Origin of the sequence: Pusillimonas minor, from assembly GCF_014237865.1 — a bacterium.
In the GTDB taxonomy this organism is placed as follows: Bacteria; Pseudomonadota; Gammaproteobacteria; order Burkholderiales; family Burkholderiaceae_B; genus Neopusillimonas; species Neopusillimonas minor.
Genome location: NZ_JACJUU010000004.1, coordinates 159,671 through 179,288, shown reverse-complemented (window position 1 = coordinate 179,288; position 19,618 = coordinate 159,671). Strand labels below are relative to the sequence as shown.

The window sequence follows — 19,618 nt, the reverse complement described above, 5'->3', positions numbered from 1 at the left end:
CCCATGCGTATCGGCTCCTGGACCCTCCCCAATCGTGTTTTTGTCGCCCCGATGGCCGGTGTCACCGACCGTCCGTACCGGCAATTGTGCAAGCGGCTGGGTGCGGGGTACGCCGTCTCCGAAATGGCCGCCAGTAATCCCAGGCTTTGGCACAGCGTCAAAACCTCGCGCCGCCTCAACCACGAAGGCGAAACCACGCCCGTTGCCGTGCAAATTGCCGGCGCCGACCCGGCCATGATGGCTGAAGCCGCCGTTTTCAATATTCAAAAAGGCGCGCATATCATCGATATCAATATGGGCTGTCCGGTCAAAAAAGTGTGCAATGTCGCGTCGGGTTCGGCGCTGCTGCGCCACGAAGCCCTGGTCGCCCAAATTCTTGAAAGCGTGGTGTCGGCATGCCGCCCCTACAACGTACCGGTTACCCTCAAAACCCGTACCGGCTGGGATGCCGAATCGCGTAACGCCCTGCGCATCGCCCGTATGGCCCAAGATATCGGCATTGCCGCACTTACCTTGCACGGCCGCACCCGGGCCGACCTGTACAACGGCCAGGCCGAATACGACACCATCAAGGCGGTCAAGCAAGCCCTGTCCATCCCGGTCGTCGCCAACGGCGATATCGACAGCCCCGAAAAAGCCCGCTACGTGCTTGAGTACACCGGGGCGGACGCCGTCATGATCGGGCGGGCCGCTCAAGGTCGGCCCTGGATTTTCCGCGAAGTGGCCCACTACCTCGACACGGGCCGCCACCTTGCCCCGCCCACCGTTGGCGAACTGCGCGCCTGCCTGCTCGAGCACCTCGAAGACCACTACCGCTTCTATGGCGAATATACTGGCGTACGCTCGGCACGAAAGCACATAGGCTGGTACCTGGCCGAACAGCCCGACAGCACCGCACTGCTAAGCCACATCAATCAAACCGAATCCACCCAGGCACAGCTTGCCGCGGTCGCCCACTGGTTCGACCAGCATGCCCCCGACGATTTCATCCAGTCACCGGCAACCCCCGAACCGGCAACCGCGCTGGCCGCCTGACTTAACCACACCAATAACAGCAAAAACCCGAACACATGAACGACCTCAATCCACTGGAACAATGCGTGCGCGACAATCTCGAGCGCTACTTTGCCGACCTGGGCGACTCCGAACCCGACAACATGCTGGCCATGGTCATTTCGTGCGTCGAGCGCCCTGTTTTGCAAGTTGCCCTCGAACGCGCCAACGGCAACCAGTCGAAAGCCGCCGACATGCTGGGCATTACCCGCAGCACTTTGCGCAAAAAGCTGCAAGCCCACAATCTGCAACCCTGATTTCCCACTTTATTTTTTGCTATCTCATGAAAACTCAAACCGCACTGCTATCGGTTTCCGACAAGACCGGCATCGTCGACTTTGCCAAGGCGCTGGCTCAGCGTGGCGTCAAGCTGCTGTCTACCGGCGGCACCGCAAAACTGCTGGCTGAAGCCGGTCTGCCGGTCACCGAAGTTGCGCAGCATACCGGCTCGCCCGAAATTCTCGACGGCCGCGTCAAAACGCTGCACCCCAAAATTCACGGCGGCCTGCTGGCGCGACGCGACAGTGCAGAACACATGCAAACCATCGAAGCCCACGGCATCGACCGCATCGACCTGCTGGTGGTCAACCTGTATCCGTTTCGCGAAACCATTGCCAAGCCCGGCTGCACGTTTGCCGATGCTGTTGAAAACATCGACATCGGCGGGCCGGCCATGCTTCGCGCCGCTGCAAAAAACCATGGCACCCCCGAAGGCGGGGTAACCGTCGTCATCGACCCGGCCGACTACCCGCGCGTACTGGCTGACATCGACAGCCCCCAGGGCGAGCCCGGCTACGCCTTACGCCTGGAACTGGCGGCCAAGGTCTATGCCCACACCGCAGCCTACGACGGCGCCATTGCCGCGTACCTGACCAGCCTGGCCGAAGCCGAACCCACCCAGGACGCCCAGCCTGCGCGCGACGCATGGCCCCGCACGCTCACCCTGCAAGTCAAACAGCACCAGGTATTGCGTTACGGCGAAAACCCGCATCAAACGGCGGCGTTTTATGTCGACCAGCCCGTCGGCCAAGGGTTGCTGGGCAGCTATCGTCAATTGCAGGGCAAAGAACTGTCCTACAACAACATTGCCGACGCCGACGCTGCCTGGGAATGCGTACGCAGTTTTGAGCAAGGCGCCTGCGTTATCGTCAAGCATGCCAACCCCTGCGGCGTAGCGGTGGGCGACGCCCCCGAGGCCGCTTACCAGCAAGCTTACAAAACCGACCCCACCTCGGCCTTCGGCGGCATTATTGCCTTCAATCGCCCGGTCGACGAAGCTTGCGCACAAGCCATCACCTCGCAGCAATTTGTCGAAGTCTTGCTGGCGCCCGCCTACACCCCCGAAGCGCTGGCCGTTTTCACGGCCAAGAAAAACGTTCGCGTTCTGGAAATCCCGGCCGGCGATGCCCACAACATGCTCGACATCAAACGCGTCGGCGGCGGCTGGCTGGTGCAAAACCCCGACGATTTCCAGGTCGACCCGGCCACACTCAAGGTCGTCACCACCAAACAGCCGTCTGCGCAACAAATGCAAGACCTGATGTTTGCCTGGAAGGTTGCCAAGTACGTCAAGTCCAATGCCATCATCTTTACCGGCAACGGCATGACCCTGGGCATCGGCGCCGGCCAAATGAGCCGTATCGACTCGGCGCGCATCGCCGCCATCAAGGCCGACAATGCCGGGCTCAGCCTGCAAGGCTCGGCCGTGGCGTCCGACGCGTTCTTCCCGTTCCGTGATGGTCTTGACGTGGTTGTCGACGCGGGCGCCACCTGCGTCATCCAACCCGGTGGCAGCGTACGCGACGACGAGGTAATCGCCGCCGCAAACGAACGCGGCATCGTCATGGTCTTCACGGGTACGCGCCACTTCCGCCACTAATGCGGATTCTCGGCATTGACCCGGGCCTCAGGCGCACCGGCTTTGGCATTATCGATGTCCAGGGCATGCGCCTGACCTACGTCGGTAGCGGCACCATTGTGGTGCCCACCGACCAACCCCTGGCCCGGCGCCTCAAAACCATACTCGACAACGTGCGCGAAATCGTCGAGGCCCACCAGCCCACGGTTTCCGCCCTCGAGAAAGTCTTCGTCAACACCAACCCCACTTCTACATTGTTGCTGGGTCAGGCGCGCGGGGCCGCCATGTGCGCGCTGGCCGACCACAACCTTGACGTACACGAGTACACGGCACTGCAAATCAAAAAATCGGTGGTGGGTAACGGCCATGCGGCCAAAGAGCAGGTGCAAGCCATGGTGCAGCATTTGCTTAAACTTAGCGGCCTGCCCTCGCCCGATTCGGCCGACGCGCTGGCCTGCGCCATTTGCCATGCCCACGTCGGCCCACTCACCGAAAAGCTCAAGACATCCGGCGCGCTGGGCAGCTTGGGCGGTACCCGCCTGCGCGGCGGGCGCCTTATTTAACCCTTTAGTAAACGCCCACCCTTGCAGGAAACCGCAACATGATCGGACGCATTACCGGCACCCTTATCGAAAAATCCCCGCCCACTGTGTGCATTGACGTCGGCGGTGTGGGCTACGAAATCGACGTCCCCATGAGCACGCTTTATAACCTGCCGGACACCGGGGCCAAAGCCACGCTGTTCACCCATCTGGCGGTACGCGAAGATGCCCATATTCTTTATGGCTTTGGCTCGGCGCAAGAGCGCGCTACCTTTCGTGCCCTGATCAAAGTAACCGGCATTGGCGCACGTACCGCGCTGGCGGTGCTGTCGGGCATGACCACCGAAGAGCTCGCCGACGCCATCACCCGGCAAGAAACGGGACGCCTGACGCGGGTACCGGGTATTGGCAAAAAGACAGCCGAGCGGCTGCTGCTCGAACTCAAGGGCAAAATCGGCGCCGATTTGCCGGCCGGTCTGCCCGGCCAACCCGCCTCGAGCCGCGACGACATCGTCAACGCCCTGCTGTCGCTGGGCTACTCGGCGGCCGAATCTCAGGCTGCGCTTAAAACGTTGCCTGCCGATGTTGACGTCGCCGAGGGCATCCGCCTGGCCCTCAAGTCGTTGTCGCGTTAGACTGCAGCCTTATTGTTGGGTAACTGTTTATGGCCATTCAATCCGACGCCCTGACCGGCAACGCCCCGCAGCGTATCGTCAGCCCGCAAACCAGCTCGCCTGGCGAAGACTCTATTGAACGGGCCTTGCGCCCCAAGCTGCTGGCCGAGTACGTGGGCCAGCACAGCGCGCGCGAACAGCTTGAAATTTTTATTGCCGCGGCACGCAAGCGCGGCGAAGCGCTTGACCACGTGCTGCTGTTTGGCCCCCCGGGCCTGGGCAAGACGACACTGGCCCACATTGTGGCCCACGAAATGGGTGTACAGCTGCGGCAAACCTCGGGGCCCGTCCTTGAGCGGCCGGGCGACCTGGCCGCATTACTGACCAACCTGGAAAAAAACGATGTTTTGTTCATCGACGAAATTCATCGTCTCTCGCCCGTGGTCGAAGAAATTCTTTACCCCGCGCTTGAAGACTTCCAGATAGATATTTTGATCGGTGAGGGGCCGGCGGCACGTAGCGTAAAAATCGACCTGCAACCCTTTACGCTGGTGGGCGCCACCACACGCGCCGGCATGCTAACCAACCCCTTGCGCGACCGCTTTGGTATTGTCTCCAGGCTTGAGTTTTACAACGTCACCGACCTGACCCACATTGTGACGCGCAGCGCCAACCTGCTGAATGTCAGCATTACCCCCGACGGCGCCTCTGAAATTGCGCGGCGCGCGCGCGGCACGCCGCGTATTGCCAACCGCCTCCTGCGCCGGGTACGCGACTATGCCGAGGTCAAGTCAAATGGGGTCATTAACGAACAAACCGCGGGTGCCGCACTGGCCATGCTCGACGTCGACCCGCAAGGCCTCGACCTGATGGACCGCAAGCTGCTGGACGCGATTATTCATAAGTTTGATGGCGGCCCCGTAGGGGTTGACAGCCTGGCCGCAGCCATTGGCGAAGAGCGCGACACCATTGAAGACGTGATCGAGCCGTATCTGATCCAGCACGGCTACTTGCAGCGCACCCCGCGCGGTCGTATGGCTACCCACACGACCTGGCGGCACCTGGGGCTGACGCCCCCTGGCCCGACCGGCAATACGCCCGATTTATTTACGTCCTGATCTTCACCGGCAAAGCCGGCCCGGACAAGCCCAAGGGCTTGTCGAACCCGTCTGGCTGCAGGCAAGACCAGACGTCAGGCCACCCCTAAAACACCCTGGTTCACGCAACGCAGCACCTCTTCACCATAGGCGTCGCGCTTGCGTACACCAACACCGCTGATATGCCCCAGGTCTTCAAGCGTTTGCGGACAAGCCAGCGCCAGTTCGCGCAGCGTGGCATCGTGAAAAATAACGTAGGCGGGCACGCCATGACTGCGCGCCACCTCGGCACGCCAGGCGCGCAGGTTTTCAAAGCGCTGCTGGGCCTCGGGCGGCAGGTCGGGCTGCGCAGCACGCGGCTTGGCCACGCGTGATTGCCGCCCGACTTTCTCGGCTTCACGCCGAAACATCAGCGTGGTTTCACCTTTCAGGACGGGGCGGCTGGCGTCGGTCAGCGCCAGCGTGCCATAACCCTCGTGATCGACCGCCAATATATTCATGGCCAACAACTGGCGCAGCACACCGCGCCAGGCCTGTTCCGACAAGTCGTTACCCACACCGAATACGGTCAGGGTCTCGTGCTGGTTCTGGCGAACGCGATCGGTAAGTTTGCCGCGCAAAATGTCAATTAAATGGCCGCCCCCAAAACGCTGGTTTCGCTCGCGCCATAAACGGTACACGGCTGACAGCATTTTTTGCGCAGCCACCGTACCATCCCAGGCCTGGGGCGGCTCCAGACAAGTATCGCAGTTGCCGCAGGGCTCGATTTGCTGATCAAAATACGCCAGCAGGCGCTGGCGCCGGCAATTAACCGTTTCACACAAACCCAGCATGGCGTCGAGCTGCTGCCCCAGCCGTCGCTTGAATGCGGTGTCGCCTGGCGACTCGTCGATCATGCGGCGCTGCTGCATGACGTCTTGCAAGCCGTAAGCCAGCCATGCCGTAGCAGGCGCGCCGTCACGTCCGGCCCGGCCGGTCTCCTGGTAGTAGCCTTCAACCGACTTGGGCATATCGATATGGGCGACAAACCGCACATCGGGCTTGTCGATGCCCATGCCAAAAGCAATAGTTGCCACCATGACAATGCCGTCTTCGCGCAAAAACCTCGACTGGTTTTCGGCGCGTTGCGTAGCGCTTAACCCGGCGTGGTAGGGCAAAGCCTGCACGCCCTGGCGGCACAGGAAGTCGGCCGTTTCTTCGACCTTGGCACGCGACAGGGCATACACCACGCCACAATCACCGTCGTGCTCGGTCTGGATGAAATTGAGCAACTGACGACGCACCTCGTTTTTTTCGACGATGCGATAGCAAATATTGGGGCGATCGAAGCTGGAGACAAACTGCTGCGCGCCGTCGAGCTGCAGCCGGTGCACGATTTCGTGCCGGGTGGCCGTTGTGGCGGTGGCCGTCAGGGCAATGCGCGGCACCTCGGGCCAGCGTTCGGCCAACACCGACAACCCCAGATACTCGGGCCGAAAGTCGTGCCCCCATTGCGAAACACAATGCGCTTCGTCAATAGCAAACAACGCCACTTTGCCGCGCGACAACATCTCGAGGCATCGATCGGTAAGGAGGCGTTCGGGGGCCACATACAGCAGATCGATCTGGCCCGACTGAAACGCCTGTTCGACCTGACGCGCCTCGCGCCAATCGAGCGTGGAATTAAGAAAAGCGGCACGCACGCCCAGTTCGAGCAGGGCGTCGACCTGGTCTTGCATAAGGGCGATAAGGGGCGACACGACAACCCCCACGCCCGGCCGGACCAGGGCCGGAATTTGATAGCACAGCGATTTACCGCCCCCGGTGGGCATGAGCACCAGAGCGTCACCGCCGGCGACGACGTGTTCAATAATGGCTTGCTGATTGCCCCGGAAGGCGTCGTAACCAAAAACCTGCTGAAGGGTATCGAGGGGGTCGGGGCTGAAAGACATCGCGACATTTTAGTATGAAGAGCCATTTCAGTTTATTTCGAAGCGCTTGCCCGACGCTGCCCGATCGCGCAAACTTCAGGCTATGGAAAAACCCCTGACCAAAGTGCTGGTCGTCGACGACGACCCCGCCCTGCGCCAGTTACTGGCCGACTACCTCAACCGGCACCACTACGACACGCTGCTGGCGCCCGACAGCCGCGATCTCGAAATGCGCATCGAACGCTATGCACCCGACCTGATCGTGCTTGACCGCATGCTGCCCCACGGCGATGGCGCCGACGCCTGCCGCCGCTTGCGTCAGCAGGGGGAAGACATCCCGGTCATCTTGCTTACCGGCAAAGACGAAACCGTTGACCGCATTATCGGCCTGGAGGCCGGCGCCGACGATTACCTGGGCAAGCCCTTTGACCCGCGCGAGCTGCTGGCACGCATCGAGGCCGTATTACGACGCAAAAAAGGCGCATCGGCCCTGGTCAAAGAACAAGCCGTCGAGTTCGGACCATTTCGCTTCGACCCGGTACTGCGCCAGCTGTTCAAAGGCGAAACCGCCATCAAGCTCACCGGCGGCGAAGTCAACCTTCTGGAAGCACTGATACGCAACCCCGGCAAGCCGCTGTCGCGCGAGCGCCTGCTGGCGCTGGCCCGCGACGACGACGAAGGCGAACGCAACGACCGGGCCATCGACATTGCCGTACTGCGCCTGCGCCGCGCCATCGAAGACGACCCCAAACAACCGCGCTGGATTCAAACCGTGTGGGGTATTGGCTACCGGTTCTCGCCATAATGGCCGGCTTTAATAACAAACTCGGCGTACTTGTGCCGCGTTCGCTCAGCGCACGCCTGATTCTGCTCACGCTGGGCACCCTGCTGGTGGTTCAGGCGGCCACCTTGGCGACGGTCGCGCATTTCCGGCAAAAATTTACCGAACAGGTCACCGTCGAAGTCACGGCGACAACCATCCGTACCTTGCGCCAATCGCTGGCCAAAGTACCGGCGGCAGAACGGGCCGATTTTGTTCGTCAGGCCTCGCGCAACGAGTGGCGCCTGTGGTCGCGCACATTGCCGGCCAATGCGCGGCTCGAGCGCCGCATCCGCCAAAACAACGCCGGGCATCATCGGCCGGGCCAGGGCGCCACGCCGCCCAAGCCTCCGCCCGATACCGACTTGCGCCGCGAGCTACGCTACTTTGTCGATGCCCTGAACGCACGGCTCGACGACGGCACACGTGTCGGGCTATCGCGCGGGCCCGTGCCACGTCTGTATATTTCGCTGGTTCCCGACGAAAACCCCGATAGCAATGCCCAAGAGTGGCTGGTCATCCCGTTAGACCAACTGGCCCCGCCTGTCAGCACACCGGCCATTCTGGCGTGGTTGGGTGGCATGGGGTTACTGCTGCTTGTTGCTGCGGCTTTTTCGTGGCACATCACGCGGCCGCTTACCCGGCTATCGCGGGCCGCCGACCAGTTGGCCGCCGGCAAGCCCCAGCGGGTCGAGCCCGCCGGCCCCACCGAAACGCGCCGTCTGGGCGAACGCTTCAATGCCATGCTCGACACCCTGGCCGAATCCGACACAGTCCGACGCACCCTGCTGGCCGGCCTGCCCCACGATCTGAAAGGCCCGCTGGCCCGCATGCGGCTGCGCGCCGAAATGCTCGACAATACCGAAGCGCAAGAAGGTTTCCGTAAAGATATCCACGACATGCAACGCATCATCGACCAGTTCATCGGGTTTGTGCGCGGCACCGATTTAAGTACCTACAAATTTGCCCCGCTTGACCTGCACCACTGGCTTGAAGAGCAAATCAGTGCCTGGGAAAGCGCCGGCAGCGAAGTGCACATGACCGCATTGCCAGACACACCCGTCATGATCAGCGCCGATCGCACCGCACTGGCCCGGCTGATAGACAACCTTGTCACCAATGCCCTTAACCACGCGGCCCCGCCTGTCGAGGTTTCGCTATCGGCAACCCAACACCACGCCGTCATCACCATTGCCGACCATGGCAAGGGCATTGATCCCGAACGTCGCGCCGAGGCTTTACGGCCGTTTTCACGGCTGGACGACGCCCGTACGCTGACCGGCTCGGTGGGGTTGGGGCTAGCGCTTTCCGAGGCCATTGTGAAGGCTCATCAGGGCACAATGACGTTGGGCGAAGCGGCGTCGGGCGGGTTGGCCATAACCATTACCCTGCCCATGCTGCCCAGGCAGGCAAGTTAAAGCCTGAACTGCGGCGGTTTGGGCGCCTTGGACAAACCGAACATCCGCCAGTACACCCAAATATTGAACACCAGCGCCACAGGCAAGGCCACGACCACCGCCGCCAGAACCAGGCGCAAGGTCTCGACCGATGCAGCGCCGTCCCAGACCGTAATATCGTCAAGGACCAGATACGGGAAAAAGCTGTACCCCAGGCCGCCCAGCGTGATCAAAAAGACCAGCAACGTCATGACAAAGGGCAGCGCCGTCACCCGATGGCTGTACTGAATTGTGCGTTGCAGGCTCATTTCAATGGTCATGAAACTGACCAGCGTAAATACCCAAAGCCCGACAACAACGGCCCATTGCGGGCCGTCGCTCCAGCGCAAAAATACGCCCGTGTTGGCAAAGGCCAAAACCAACGACACCGCCACCGACCCCGCTGCCGCCCAGCGTACAGATTGCCGCCCCCACCAGGCCGCCCGAATGCGCAGCTCGCCCGGTTCGCGCATGATGAGCCACGTTGCGCCCAGCAAACTGTAGGCCGCAACAGCACAAGCCCCCACAAAAACCGCATACCAGAAGTAACCGGTTCCCGGCTCGTAACCCACAACAATACGACCCAGCAAAAACCCGTGCGCGAAAGCCGTTAACCACGACCCCGACGCAAAGGCCAGTGCCCAGCGGTTTTGCAAATGCACGGGCGCACGCAGCCGGAGCTCGAAGGCCGCCGAACGCACCATGACGCCAATGGCCAGCAAGACCATAGGCAGATACAAAGCCTGCATGACCGTACCCCAGGCGTTGGGGAAGGTCGTGAGGAACAGCCCCAGCCCCAGCAGCAGCCAAAACTCGTTGGCATCGCGCCATGGGCTAAGCAACGCAAGCATGCGCGGACGCAATTCAGCCGAGGCAAACGGCATCAGACACCCCACCCCGATGTCAAAACCATCGAGGACGGTGCCCGCCACAATAATGGCGTAGAACACCGCCATAAACACCAGCGGCATCCAGAATTCGGGCGCATGGGCGTCGATGCCCAACAGGGCAACCAGTGTGTCGATCATGCGCGCCCCCTGCGTCGCGCCACAGGCACCACGCCATAACGCACTGAATAATTCAATAACTGAATAAAGCCGGCCAACAGCAGCACATACACAACGCCATAGGCCAGCGTGGTCGCAAACAAGATGTCGGTGCTTTCAGAGACCGCCACTTCGGCCAGCGTAACAGTGCCATATACCGCAAAAGGCGCCTGACCCAGCCAGACGTGGACCATAAGCAGGCCCAACAACGCCCAACCCACATAGCGACACGCCGACAGCCCGCGCCGCCACCCCTGCGGCAGTGCCGTCAGTTCGAAGGCATGACGACGCACATAAAGCAACGTAAGCCAGCTGAAGAAGAACACGCCGCCCGCCAACAGCACCAACAAACGCCAGGACCAAAACGTAAGCGCCACCGGCGCATGCATGCCTGCGAACTTGTCGAGCCCCAACGACACACCGATTTCATCAACCCCCAGCCAAGGTCGCGCCAGGTCAGGCAACTCCACTGAAAAAAGATTGCGTGCACCGGATTCGCTGGGCCAGGCCAGGAGCGGAAGGTCGGGCGCGGAGCCCGAGACCCAGTAGGCAGCCGTTGCAGCGGCTTTGGCCGGCTGCGTTGCCGCGACCTGCACACCGTATACGGCCAAAAGGACAAACAGCAACACACTGCCGGCCGCCGCCAGACCCAGACCCGTTTGAAAAACACTGCGATCGGTATCGTCGACCGTGTGGTGCAACGAGTGTCGCGCTGTTACACCCATCATGAGGAACCCCGCCACCAACGCCGAAATGACCAGCGCCAACCCAAGGAAACACAGGAAAAAGGGATTAAAGACCAAGGCATACCAGTCAACCACACGGTACTGGCCATCGGCCAAGTCGGCCCCTGCCGGGGATTGCATCCAGGACATCAACACCATTGCCCAGGCCAACGCGAGCGTGAGGCCTATGGCAACCAGCACAACCATAAGGGTGTGCAGCGCGTCGGACATGCGGCGCTGCCCAAACAGCATCGCCCCCAGAAAACATGATTTAAAAACGAAGGTGGTAATAATGACGGCAGCCATTAACGGGCCGGCCACATTACCTATTTTGCTCATGAGCCCGGGCCAGACACTGCCCAGCTGCACCAGCACAGGCACGCCGGCGGCCATCACCAGTATGGCCGTCAGCGCAAACACCCTGACCCAAAACCGGTACGCCGCCACGTAGCGCGACTGAACCCCGCCCCGGGCACGCAGCTTGAAAAAAACCAGTACCCAGGCCAGCCCGACCTGCGTCAAAAGAAACAGCCCCAGAAAACCCAGACTGAAAAAAAACTGGAGCTGGGACAACCAAAGTGGTGAGTTCGTCATGATTTGCCAAAGTTGGACGCCACATAATGCTAACCGCGGACGGGTAGACAGGCAAATAGTGCAGAACGTGGCAAAATGCTTCTTTTGTATTGCTCCCATGTATCGCACGTTCGTGCCCGCTTCTATGTCGACCGAATCCAGCTCACCTGCCCCCTCAAACTTTCTGCGCACTATTATCGAAAACGACCTGGCAAGCCATCGCTTTGCGGGCAAGCGTTGGGCCGGCATACCCGGCCCCGCCGCCGTGCAGCAGCAAGGCGAGCCCGACGTCGCCAAGATCCGCACGCGTTTTCCGCCCGAACCCAACGGCTACTTGCACATCGGGCACGCCAAAAGTATTTGCCTTAACTTTGGCCTGGCACGCGACTACCAAGGGGCATGCCACCTGCGTTTCGACGACACCAACCCCGAGAAAGAAGACGACGAGTACGTACGCGCCATCATCGACACCGTGCAATGGCTGGGCTTCAACTGGGAGCACAACGGCGAAACCAACCTTTACTTCGCCAGCGACTACTTCGAAACCATGTATGGTTTTGCGCAAGCGCTGATTCGCGGCGGCTATGCCTACGTCGATGAGCAAAACCCCGAGCAAATGCGCGCCACGCGCGGCACCCTGACCGAAAAGGGCACCAATTCGCCCTGGCGCGATCGCCCGGCCGACGAGTCTCTGCAGTTGCTGCAAGAAATGCGTGAAGGCAAGCACGCCGACGGCAGCATGGCGCTACGCGCCAAAATCGACATGGCCTCGCCCAACATGAATATGCGCGACCCGGTGCTTTACCGCATTCGCCATGCGCATCACCATCGCACGGGCGATGCCTGGTGCATTTACCCCATGTACGCCTGGGCGCACCCTGTCGAAGACGCACTCGAAGGCATCACGCACAGTATTTGCACCCTCGAATTCGAAGACCAGCGGCCCTTTTACGACTGGATACTTGCCCGCCTTGTCGAACTCGGCCAGCTGGCCGAGCCATTGCCGCGCCAGTACGAATTTGCGCGTCTTAACCTAAGCTACGTCGTCACCAGCAAGCGCAAGCTGCTGCAACTGGTACGCGAAGGCCACGTTGCAGGCTGGGACGACCCCCGCATGCCGACGCTGGCCGGCTTGCGTCGACGCGGCTACACCCCGGCCGCCATCCGTCTGTTCTGCGAACGTCTGGGCGTGTCCAAGGCCGATTCCCGCATCGACTACAGCATTCTCGAGCAAGCCCTGCGCGATGACCTCGACCCCATCGCCGACCGCGGTGTGGCCGTTCTCGACCCGGTCAAACTGGTAATTACCAACTACCCCGAAGGCCAAACCGAGCTGTGCCACGCCCCGCTTAACCCGCACGACCCCGAAGGCGGGCAACGCGAGTTCCCGTTCAGCCGCGAACTCTGGATCGAACGCGACGATTTCCGCGAAGACCCGCCCAAAAAATATTTCCGGCTTTTCCCGGGCAATACTGTTCGGCTCAAATATGGCTATATCGTCACCTGCACCGGCTGTGTCAAAGACGAAAACGGCAACATTACCGAAGTCCACGCCGAGTACATGCCCGACACCAAAAGCGGCACGCCCGGCTCGTCGGCTGTCAAAGTCAAAGGCAACATTACCTGGGTCAGCGCCGCACACGCCATCCCGGCCGAAATCCGGCTCTACGACCGCCTGTTCTCCGACCCGCACCCCGATGCGGGCGACAAAGACTTCCTCGAAGCCATTAATCCTGATTCCTTCCAGGTCGTCCAAGGCTGGCTCGAACCCGGCACGGTGGCCTCGCCCGACAAAATCTGGCAATTCGAGCGTCTGGGCTACTTTGTGGCCGACCGTGTCGACTCGACCCCCGAAAAACCCGTGCTGAACCGCGCCGTGACGCTGCGTGACACCTGGGTCTAAGACACATTGCATCCCCCTGGCACTGAAGGCAAAATACGCCAAACCCATGGCGTTGCCTTCCACACAAATCTAATGACTGCTACCGTTACCTAATGCTGTGACTGACTCGTCTCATAAAAAAAATCCTCTGGCGCTCGACTTCAAAAGCGCCACGCTCTATGCCGTACGCGTTGTGCTGCACAGCGCCGATCTGTCCGAGTTGCTGGCGTCGCTTGACCAGCGCATGGCCGACGCCGGCAGTTTCTTCGAAAACGAAGCCGTGGTTATCGATGCGCAAGGCCTGAACGACACCGTCGACTGGCCCGCACTGGTCAGTGCGCTGCGCGAACACCAGTTGCGCCCTATCGGCGTCATGGCCAACGACAACAACCTCAAGCTGGCCGGCGAATGCGGCCTCGAACCTGTCGACTTGTCCAGCGCCCCGGCAACCCGGGCGCCGGCGCCCGCCGAAACAGCCCCTCCACCCGTCGTCGCCAAGCCTGCTGCACCTTCGACCAAAATCAAAACAGACGCTCAATCGGCCAAAACAGAACCTGCAAGCACGCCCGCTGAAACCGGCGCAACAGCCGCCCCGACCGGTGGCCAAAGCACAACGACCTCGTCAGGCCAACCCGGGGCCGCAGTAGCCGGCAACCCGCCCACGGCCACCATGGTCATCAACCGGCCGTTACGGTCGGGCCAGCGCATCTACGCGCGGGGCACCGATCTGATCGTCATTGGCATGGTCAGCCAGGGGGCCGAGGTCATTGCCGACGGCAATATCCACGTTTACGGCCCGCTGCGGGGCAAAGCCATGGCGGGCGCGCGTGGCGATACCAGCGCAAAAATATTCACCACCCAGCTCAACCCCGAGCTTCTCGCGGTAGCGGGCGTGTATCGCGTGGTCGAATCGGCGCTTGATCCAGCGTTGGCAAACCAACCCGCCATCGTCCAGCTCGAGGGCGAAACTTTACAGATTGTGCCGCTTGGTACAAAAGGGTAGGCGCCGCTGCCATGTTGCGGCGGTTTTGCATTACGATTACGTGATTCACAAAAACACTTAAGGGATTGATATCGTCATGGCGCGAATTGTTGTAGTAACTTCCGGCAAAGGCGGTGTGGGGAAAACAACCACCAGTGCCAGCTTTTCTTCCGGCCTGGCCATGCGGGGGCACAAAACCGTCGTTATCGACTTCGACGTCGGCCTGCGTAACCTCGACCTCATCATGGGTTGCGAACGGCGGGTGGTGTACGACTTTGTCAATGTCATCCAGGGCGAAGCAACACTCAAGCAAGCGCTCATTCGCGACAAGCAACTTGAAAACCTTTACATTTTGCCGGCGTCACAAACGCGCGACAAAGACGCCTTGACCAAAGAAGGCGTTGAAAAAACCCTGAACGACCTGAAAGACATGGGTTTCGAATACATTGTCTGCGATTCACCCGCGGGTATCGAAACTGGCGCGCTGATGGCGTCTTATTTTGCAGACGATGCCATCGTCGTTACCAACCCCGAAGTCTCCTCGGTTCGCGACTCTGACCGCATTCTGGGCATTTTGTCGTCCAAATCACACCGCGCCATTCACAGCGACGAGCCCATCAAAGAATACTTGCTGCTTACCCGCTATAACCCCAAGCGTGTGGTCGACGGCGAGATGCTGTCTTTGCAAGACATCGAAGACATCTTGCGCATCAAACTCATCGGCGTTATTCCCGAATCTGAAATGGTATTGCAGGCCTCGAACCAGGGCGTGCCCGCCATTCACATGCGTGATAGCGATGTCTCGCTGGCCTACCAGGATGTGGTAGCTCGCTATCTGGGCGAAGAAAAGCCGCTGCGTTTCATCGACTACGAAAAGCCCGGGTTCCTGAAGCGCCTGTTCGGGGGGAAGTGATATGTCTTTTTTGTCTTTCCTGCTCGGCCAAAAGAAAACGTCCGCCAGTGTGGCCAAAGACCGGCTGCAACTTATTCTTATTAACGAACGCGGTGGCGACAGCAAAGCGCCCGACTTTTTGCCCGAGCTGCAAAAAGAGCTGCTTGAGGTCATCTCGAAGTACGTGAAAATCAATCCGGACGACATCAAGGTCAACGTCGACCGACACGATTCGCTCGAGGTACTCGAGGTCAAGATCGAAATGCCGCAAGTCGAGGCGCGGCGGGTTTAAACGCGTTACCCAAACAGCGGCCACCATTTTTCGGTGGCCGTTTTTTTATTCTGCGGCAGTTAATGCTGAGTTAGGTTGTCTGAGTGCTTGCAGGCGCCGGTTTGGCCTGGGCAGGCCCGGCGGGACATCGCACGGCCCCTGCGGGGCTACCCGCCAAACGAACGCTGCCCGAGGCGTGCGCGAAACTCGCCGGCACGACCCAGTGGGTCGAAACCGCCGGCTCAAACAGTCGCGCACTTGCATCCTCGGTCGACGCCCGTTCGACGGCGTGCTCAAGCCCTTGGGCCCACCCAGGCCAAACCGGCACCTAAGGGTCACAACATATTCGGGCCTGAATAAACGCACTCAGGTCCTGAAAAAACGTCCTCAATCGTCGAACGTAGAAAGTAAACATCAAAAAGGCATAGGATGCAGAATGCCCAGGCATCGGATCTCAAGTAGAGGAGGTCAGTTATAGAATGTCAGCTATAAGGTGTCAGGTAATTAACGATAGCTGAAAAGCAAGCAACGAACGAATTACGATAACCCGGCGCTGATCGGGGGCCATGGGCTGCAGGCTTTGAGCACGCCATCGGCAAAGCGTTGCGCGAGGAGGCAAGATTGCGGCTGTTCGAACGGAGCGTTTTCGACCAGCCGGGGGCTGGCCGATCCCGTGAGTTCCGCAATCGCCTCGCGCGGCGTTTGGCCGATGGGCAGCCCCAAAGGGGCCGTGCGATGCCTGCGGCCCATGGCCCCCGATCAGCGCAGCAACAGCAATGCGCCCCAATAAAAAACGGCCACCCGCAAAGGTGACCGTTCTTGCCTGAAGCAACTACTGGTTTACTGATGCTTGCCGATTTGATCGCCGACCACACCACCAATTGCCGCGCCACCCACGGTGCCCAACACACTACCACCGGTAATGGCTGCACCCGCCACACCACCTACACCGGCGCCGGTGACTGCGCCTTTCTGGCGGCTGCTCATGCTGTCCCAGCTAGAACAGCCGGCGGCGGCTACTGAAACCAAAGCAACAGCAGCAAGTTTTGTAATTGTCGTCAATGTCATGATGACCTCCTGAATAATGTGCAGGTTGATGTCTGCGATGACTCTAGATTGCCAAAATTTCGGGCGTCAAATGTGAACTTACGCAAACAATGTATCAGGAAATGAACAGGCAACCCAAGAAAAATTAAGGCTAACGTCAGAACCGTAACAGCGTAACTGCGGAGACGCCCGCCCATTGTCGGACAATTGGCACCCCGCAATTTGTAACAACTCACTTGAGTGCTTTGTAGCGTATACGCTTTGGTTTTGCACCCTCTTCGCCCAAACGACGCTTCTTGTCGGCTTCGTATTCTTGATAGTTGCCGTCAAAGAACACCACCTGAGAATCACCCTCGAACGCCATAATATGCGTTGCGATACGGTCAAGGAACCAGCGATCGTGGCTGATGACCATGACTGTGCCGGCGAACTCGAGCAAGGCGTCTTCAAGCGCACGCAGTGTTTCGACATCAAGGTCGTTCGAAGGTTCGTCGAGCATCAGGACGTTGCCGCCGGCAATCAATGTTTTGGCCAGGTGGAAGCGGCCGCGTTCGCCCCCGGACAAATTACCGACCTGCTTGTTCTGGTCGCTGCCCTTGAAGTTGAAGCGCCCCAGATACGCACGGGACGACATCTCGAACTTGCCCACCGTGATCAGATCGGCGCCATCGGACAACGCATCAAAGACCGTTTTGTCGTTGGCCAGGGCATCGCGAGACTGATCGACATGCGACACCTTGACGGTTTGCCCGATTTTTACCGTACCCGAGTCGGGTTGTTCGACACCTGAAATCATGCGGAACAGCGTTGATTTACCGGCGCCGTTAGGGCCAATAATGCCGACGATAGCCCCTGGAGGGACTTTAAAGCTGAGGTTATCGATGAGCAGACGGTCGCCAAATGCTTTGCTGACGCCGTCGAATTCAATCACTTCGTTACCCAGGCGATCGGCCACAGGAATGAAAATTTCCTGGGTTTCGTTGCGCTTCTGGTATTCGTGAGACGACAGCTCTTCGAAGCGAGCCAGACGCGCCTTGGCCTTGGCCTGACGGCCTTTGGGGTTTTGACGCACCCATTCAAGCTCTTTCTTGATGGTGCGCTGACGGGCCGACTCGCTGGCCTCTTCTTGCTTCAGACGGTTGTCTTTTTGCTCGAGCCACGAACTGTAGTTGCCCTTCCAGGGAATACCGTGACCGCGATCCAGTTCCAGAATCCATTCGGCAGCGTTGTCCAGGAAGTAGCGATCGTGGGTTACAGCCACAACGGTACCCGGGAACTTGCGCAAAAACACTTCCAGCCACTCGACACTCTCGGCGTCGAGGTGGTTGGTGGGTTCGTCGAGCAAAAGCATGTCGGGCTTGGACAACAACAACCGGCACAGGGCGACACGGCGCTTCTCACCACCCGACAATTTGCCGACAACGGCATCCCAAGGCGGAAGACGCAAGGCGTCGGCGGCGATTTCCATTTGGGTTTCGATGTCGTCGGCCCCGCTGGATGCGGCGGCTGCGATCACGGCCTCAAGTTCGGCCTGCTCGGCCGCAAGCGCGTCGAAGTCAGCCTCGGGCTCGGCGTAGGCCGCGTAGACGGCGTCAAGGCGCTTGCGCGCTTCGAACACATCGCCCAAACCTTCTTCAACCGCCTGTCGCACCGTGGACTCGGGGTTCAGTTGCGGTTCTTGGGGTAAATAACCTATTTTGATGCCCGGCATGGGCACGGCTTCGCCTTCAATTTCTTTGTCGACACCCGCCATGATCTTCAGCAGTGTCGATTTACCTGAACCGTTCAGACCGAGCACGCCAATTTTGGCCCCCGGGAAAAAAGAAAGCGAAATATCACGCAGAATCTGTCGTTTCGGGGGCACGATCTTGCCCACGCGATTCATGGTGTAAACGTATTGAGCCATGCTATGAAAGGAACCCGTAAAAGTAAGACAAAAGACGATTGTAGGCCGTCTTGGTAAATAAAACTAAAATGGCGGTTTGACCCGAAGATTGCAAGCCATGGCCAACACATTAACGCCCCCGCAGCCGCTGACATTTACCGACGAAGAAATCGATTACCTGGGCCGCACCGCCGACGCGCTGAGCGCCTACATTGGCAAGCCCGTGCTGGCCGAAATTATTGATGCTGACGAAACCGGCTTCGAATGGGTCGTATTCGGCATCCCGCTCGATGTCGCCGACCAGGCCGACAACCACGTGATTGTGGCGATTGGCGGCCAAAATGCCCGCATCATTGGCAACAAAGGGGGCATGGACATCAAAGACGAAGTCTATGACTGCGAATATCTGTGGGCCATACAGTTGTCAGATCTGGAAGGCGTCAGGTTCATCAAGGTGGACCATGAAGGCGAAGAGGTGGCCTGGAGCGATGACATCGGCGGCATTTTGCCCTTCGAGCTAAGCGACGAGCCCTTGCCCGACCTTGACGACGATGAAGACGATAGCGACGACGACGACGACGATGCCAATGAGGGCGATGCGTTCAGCCCGCATCGGGCGCCCCCCAATTTGCATTAACCGCAACGCGCAGCGGGGCAGCAGCCAACGCTACGCAAAAAAGCTGGGCACCGGTTCACGCTAGCGCGCTACGCTCTGAGGCAAACATACCCGAGCCAAAAAACAAAACCCGGCCAAAAGACCGGGTTTTATAAAAAAGCACCTGGAATCAGGCCTTTTTTACTTTTTCGAGCATTTTAAATACGCCTTTGGGCGATTTAATAAACAAACGCTTGAACGCTTTGCCCAGGCAACGACGTTCGATCGTGTTGCGCCGGTTACGCTTGACTTCTGCCATGATGAATTCTCCGAATAGCGGGTCTTGAACTACAACTAACCCACCATTCTACCGTAAACTTGGCCGTTGCC

At 59.7% G+C, this 19,618-nt stretch carries 19 protein-coding genes; 13 read left to right on the top strand and 6 right to left on the bottom strand.

Annotation, left to right across the window (positions count from 1 at the left end; all coding sequences use genetic code 11):
- Positions 1-3: 3 nt before the first annotated feature.
- From dusB to ruvB, 6 genes are read left to right on the top strand one after another with little or no spacing between them, the layout of a single operon-like run.
- Positions 4-1,035: a tRNA dihydrouridine synthase DusB gene (gene dusB / locus GTU67_RS07540; RefSeq protein ID WP_185779481.1), complete on the top strand. Its 1,032-nt coding sequence runs from the start codon at positions 4-6 to the stop codon at positions 1,033-1,035.
- 35 nt (positions 1,036-1,070) lie between these two features.
- Positions 1,071-1,310 (top strand): helix-turn-helix domain-containing protein, encoded by a 240-nt coding sequence (locus GTU67_RS07535; protein ID WP_093969248.1) that lies wholly within the window; start codon positions 1,071-1,073, stop codon positions 1,308-1,310.
- A 26-nt stretch (positions 1,311-1,336) separates the two neighbouring features.
- Complete coding sequence (gene purH, locus GTU67_RS07530) at positions 1,337-2,932, top strand: bifunctional phosphoribosylaminoimidazolecarboxamide formyltransferase/IMP cyclohydrolase (protein ID WP_185779480.1); 1,596 nt, start codon at positions 1,337-1,339, stop codon at positions 2,930-2,932.
- Positions 2,932-3,474, top strand: coding sequence for a crossover junction endodeoxyribonuclease RuvC (gene ruvC / locus GTU67_RS07525; RefSeq protein WP_185779479.1), 543 nt, complete (start codon positions 2,932-2,934; stop codon positions 3,472-3,474). The genes purH and ruvC overlap by 1 nt, the downstream gene beginning before the upstream one ends.
- 38 nt (positions 3,475-3,512) lie before the next feature.
- Positions 3,513-4,088, top strand: coding sequence for a Holliday junction branch migration protein RuvA (gene ruvA, locus GTU67_RS07520; RefSeq protein ID WP_185779478.1), 576 nt, complete (start codon positions 3,513-3,515; stop codon positions 4,086-4,088).
- A gap of 29 nt (positions 4,089-4,117) precedes the next feature.
- The gene (gene ruvB / locus GTU67_RS07515) at positions 4,118-5,185 is read left to right on the top strand and encodes a Holliday junction branch migration DNA helicase RuvB (RefSeq protein WP_185779477.1); all 1,068 of its coding nucleotides are present in this window, start codon (positions 4,118-4,120) and stop codon (positions 5,183-5,185) included.
- 74 nt (positions 5,186-5,259) lie between these two features.
- Here ruvB and recQ read toward each other — a convergent pair whose 3' ends face one another.
- Positions 5,260-7,095: a DNA helicase RecQ gene (recQ, locus tag GTU67_RS07510; protein ID WP_185779476.1), complete on the bottom strand. Its 1,836-nt coding sequence runs from the start codon at positions 7,093-7,095 to the stop codon at positions 5,260-5,262.
- A gap of 82 nt (positions 7,096-7,177) precedes the next feature.
- On the opposite strand from recQ, the gene GTU67_RS07505 reads away from it, so the two are divergent.
- Together GTU67_RS07505 and GTU67_RS07500 are read left to right on the top strand one after the other, a co-directional pair.
- Complete coding sequence (locus GTU67_RS07505) at positions 7,178-7,879, top strand: response regulator (protein ID WP_185779475.1); 702 nt, start codon at positions 7,178-7,180, stop codon at positions 7,877-7,879.
- A complete protein-coding gene (locus GTU67_RS07500; RefSeq protein WP_185779474.1) occupies positions 7,879-9,312 on the top strand; it encodes an ATP-binding protein in 1,434 nt (477 codons plus the stop codon). The genes GTU67_RS07505 and GTU67_RS07500 overlap by 1 nt, the downstream gene beginning before the upstream one ends.
- Here GTU67_RS07500 and GTU67_RS07495 read toward each other — a convergent pair.
- Together GTU67_RS07495 and GTU67_RS07490 are read right to left on the bottom strand one after the other, a co-directional pair.
- Complete coding sequence (locus tag GTU67_RS07495) at positions 9,309-10,358, bottom strand: cytochrome d ubiquinol oxidase subunit II (RefSeq protein WP_185779473.1); 1,050 nt, start codon at positions 10,356-10,358, stop codon at positions 9,309-9,311. The genes GTU67_RS07500 and GTU67_RS07495 overlap by 4 nt on opposite strands.
- A complete protein-coding gene (locus tag GTU67_RS07490; protein ID WP_185779472.1) occupies positions 10,355-11,695 on the bottom strand; it encodes a cytochrome ubiquinol oxidase subunit I in 1,341 nt (446 codons plus the stop codon). Before GTU67_RS07490 ends, GTU67_RS07495 begins: the two co-directional genes overlap by 4 nt.
- Positions 11,696-11,819: 124 nt before the next feature.
- On the opposite strand from GTU67_RS07490, the gene GTU67_RS07485 reads away from it, so the two are divergent.
- The 4 genes from GTU67_RS07485 (at position 11,820) to minE (ending at position 15,722) form a co-directional block, all read left to right on the top strand.
- Complete coding sequence (locus GTU67_RS07485) at positions 11,820-13,577, top strand: glutamine--tRNA ligase/YqeY domain fusion protein (RefSeq protein WP_185779570.1); 1,758 nt, start codon at positions 11,820-11,822, stop codon at positions 13,575-13,577.
- Positions 13,578-13,674: 97 nt separating this feature from the next.
- Positions 13,675-14,559, top strand: a complete 885-nt coding sequence (minC, locus tag GTU67_RS07480; protein ID WP_185779471.1) for a septum site-determining protein MinC — start codon at positions 13,675-13,677, stop codon at positions 14,557-14,559.
- 76 nt (positions 14,560-14,635) lie between these two features.
- Positions 14,636-15,451 (top strand): septum site-determining protein MinD, encoded by an 816-nt coding sequence (minD, locus tag GTU67_RS07475; RefSeq protein WP_185779470.1) that lies wholly within the window; start codon positions 14,636-14,638, stop codon positions 15,449-15,451.
- Position 15,452: 1 nt separating this feature from the next.
- On the top strand, positions 15,453-15,722 hold the full coding sequence (gene minE / locus GTU67_RS07470; protein WP_185779469.1) for a cell division topological specificity factor MinE: 270 nt from the start codon (positions 15,453-15,455) through the stop codon (positions 15,720-15,722).
- Between the two features lie 819 nt (positions 15,723-16,541).
- On the opposite strand, the gene GTU67_RS07465 is transcribed toward minE, so the two are convergent.
- A complete protein-coding gene (locus GTU67_RS07465; RefSeq protein WP_185779468.1) occupies positions 16,542-16,769 on the bottom strand; it encodes a YMGG-like glycine zipper-containing protein in 228 nt (75 codons plus the stop codon).
- Positions 16,770-16,980: 211 nt separating this feature from the next.
- Entirely contained in the window at positions 16,981-18,654 is a 1,674-nt protein-coding gene (gene ettA, locus GTU67_RS07460; RefSeq protein ID WP_185779467.1) for an energy-dependent translational throttle protein EttA, read from the bottom strand.
- A gap of 97 nt (positions 18,655-18,751) precedes the next feature.
- Here ettA and GTU67_RS07455 point away from each other — a divergent pair, with 97 nt between their 5' ends.
- Entirely contained in the window at positions 18,752-19,270 is a 519-nt protein-coding gene (locus GTU67_RS07455; RefSeq protein ID WP_185779466.1) for a hypothetical protein, read from the top strand.
- Between the two features lie 148 nt (positions 19,271-19,418).
- On the opposite strand, the gene GTU67_RS15500 is transcribed toward GTU67_RS07455, so the two are convergent.
- Positions 19,419-19,547, bottom strand: coding sequence for a hypothetical protein (locus GTU67_RS15500; RefSeq protein ID WP_255416184.1), 129 nt, complete (start codon positions 19,545-19,547; stop codon positions 19,419-19,421).
- Positions 19,548-19,618 lie beyond the last annotated feature (71 nt).

Bases quoted from the DNA above. Each gene is read 5' to 3' on its own strand.
- dusB (WP_185779481.1), top strand. From the start codon at position 4: ATGCGTATCGGCTCCTGGACCCTCCCCAATCGTGTTTTTGTCGCCCCG.
- GTU67_RS07535 (WP_093969248.1), top strand. From the start codon at position 1,071: ATGAACGACCTCAATCCACTGGAACAATGCGTGCGCGACAATCTCGAG.
- purH (WP_185779480.1), top strand. From the start codon at position 1,337: ATGAAAACTCAAACCGCACTGCTATCGGTTTCCGACAAGACCGGCATC.
- ruvC (WP_185779479.1), top strand. From the start codon at position 2,932: ATGCGGATTCTCGGCATTGACCCGGGCCTCAGGCGCACCGGCTTTGGC.
- ruvA (WP_185779478.1), top strand. From the start codon at position 3,513: ATGATCGGACGCATTACCGGCACCCTTATCGAAAAATCCCCGCCCACT.
- ruvB (WP_185779477.1), top strand. From the start codon at position 4,118: ATGGCCATTCAATCCGACGCCCTGACCGGCAACGCCCCGCAGCGTATC.
- recQ (WP_185779476.1), bottom strand. From the start codon at position 7,095: ATGTCTTTCAGCCCCGACCCCCTCGATACCCTTCAGCAGGTTTTTGGT.
- GTU67_RS07505 (WP_185779475.1), top strand. From the start codon at position 7,178: ATGGAAAAACCCCTGACCAAAGTGCTGGTCGTCGACGACGACCCCGCC.
- GTU67_RS07500 (WP_185779474.1), top strand. From the start codon at position 7,879: ATGGCCGGCTTTAATAACAAACTCGGCGTACTTGTGCCGCGTTCGCTC.
- GTU67_RS07495 (WP_185779473.1), bottom strand. From the start codon at position 10,358: ATGATCGACACACTGGTTGCCCTGTTGGGCATCGACGCCCATGCGCCC.
- GTU67_RS07490 (WP_185779472.1), bottom strand. From the start codon at position 11,695: ATGACGAACTCACCACTTTGGTTGTCCCAGCTCCAGTTTTTTTTCAGT.
- GTU67_RS07485 (WP_185779570.1), top strand. From the start codon at position 11,820: ATGTCGACCGAATCCAGCTCACCTGCCCCCTCAAACTTTCTGCGCACT.
- minD (WP_185779470.1), top strand. From the start codon at position 14,636: ATGGCGCGAATTGTTGTAGTAACTTCCGGCAAAGGCGGTGTGGGGAAA.
- minE (WP_185779469.1), top strand. From the start codon at position 15,453: ATGTCTTTTTTGTCTTTCCTGCTCGGCCAAAAGAAAACGTCCGCCAGT.
- GTU67_RS07465 (WP_185779468.1), bottom strand. From the start codon at position 16,769: ATGACATTGACGACAATTACAAAACTTGCTGCTGTTGCTTTGGTTTCA.
- ettA (WP_185779467.1), bottom strand. From the start codon at position 18,654: ATGGCTCAATACGTTTACACCATGAATCGCGTGGGCAAGATCGTGCCC.
- GTU67_RS07455 (WP_185779466.1), top strand. From the start codon at position 18,752: ATGGCCAACACATTAACGCCCCCGCAGCCGCTGACATTTACCGACGAA.
- GTU67_RS15500 (WP_255416184.1), bottom strand. From the start codon at position 19,547: ATGGCAGAAGTCAAGCGTAACCGGCGCAACACGATCGAACGTCGTTGC.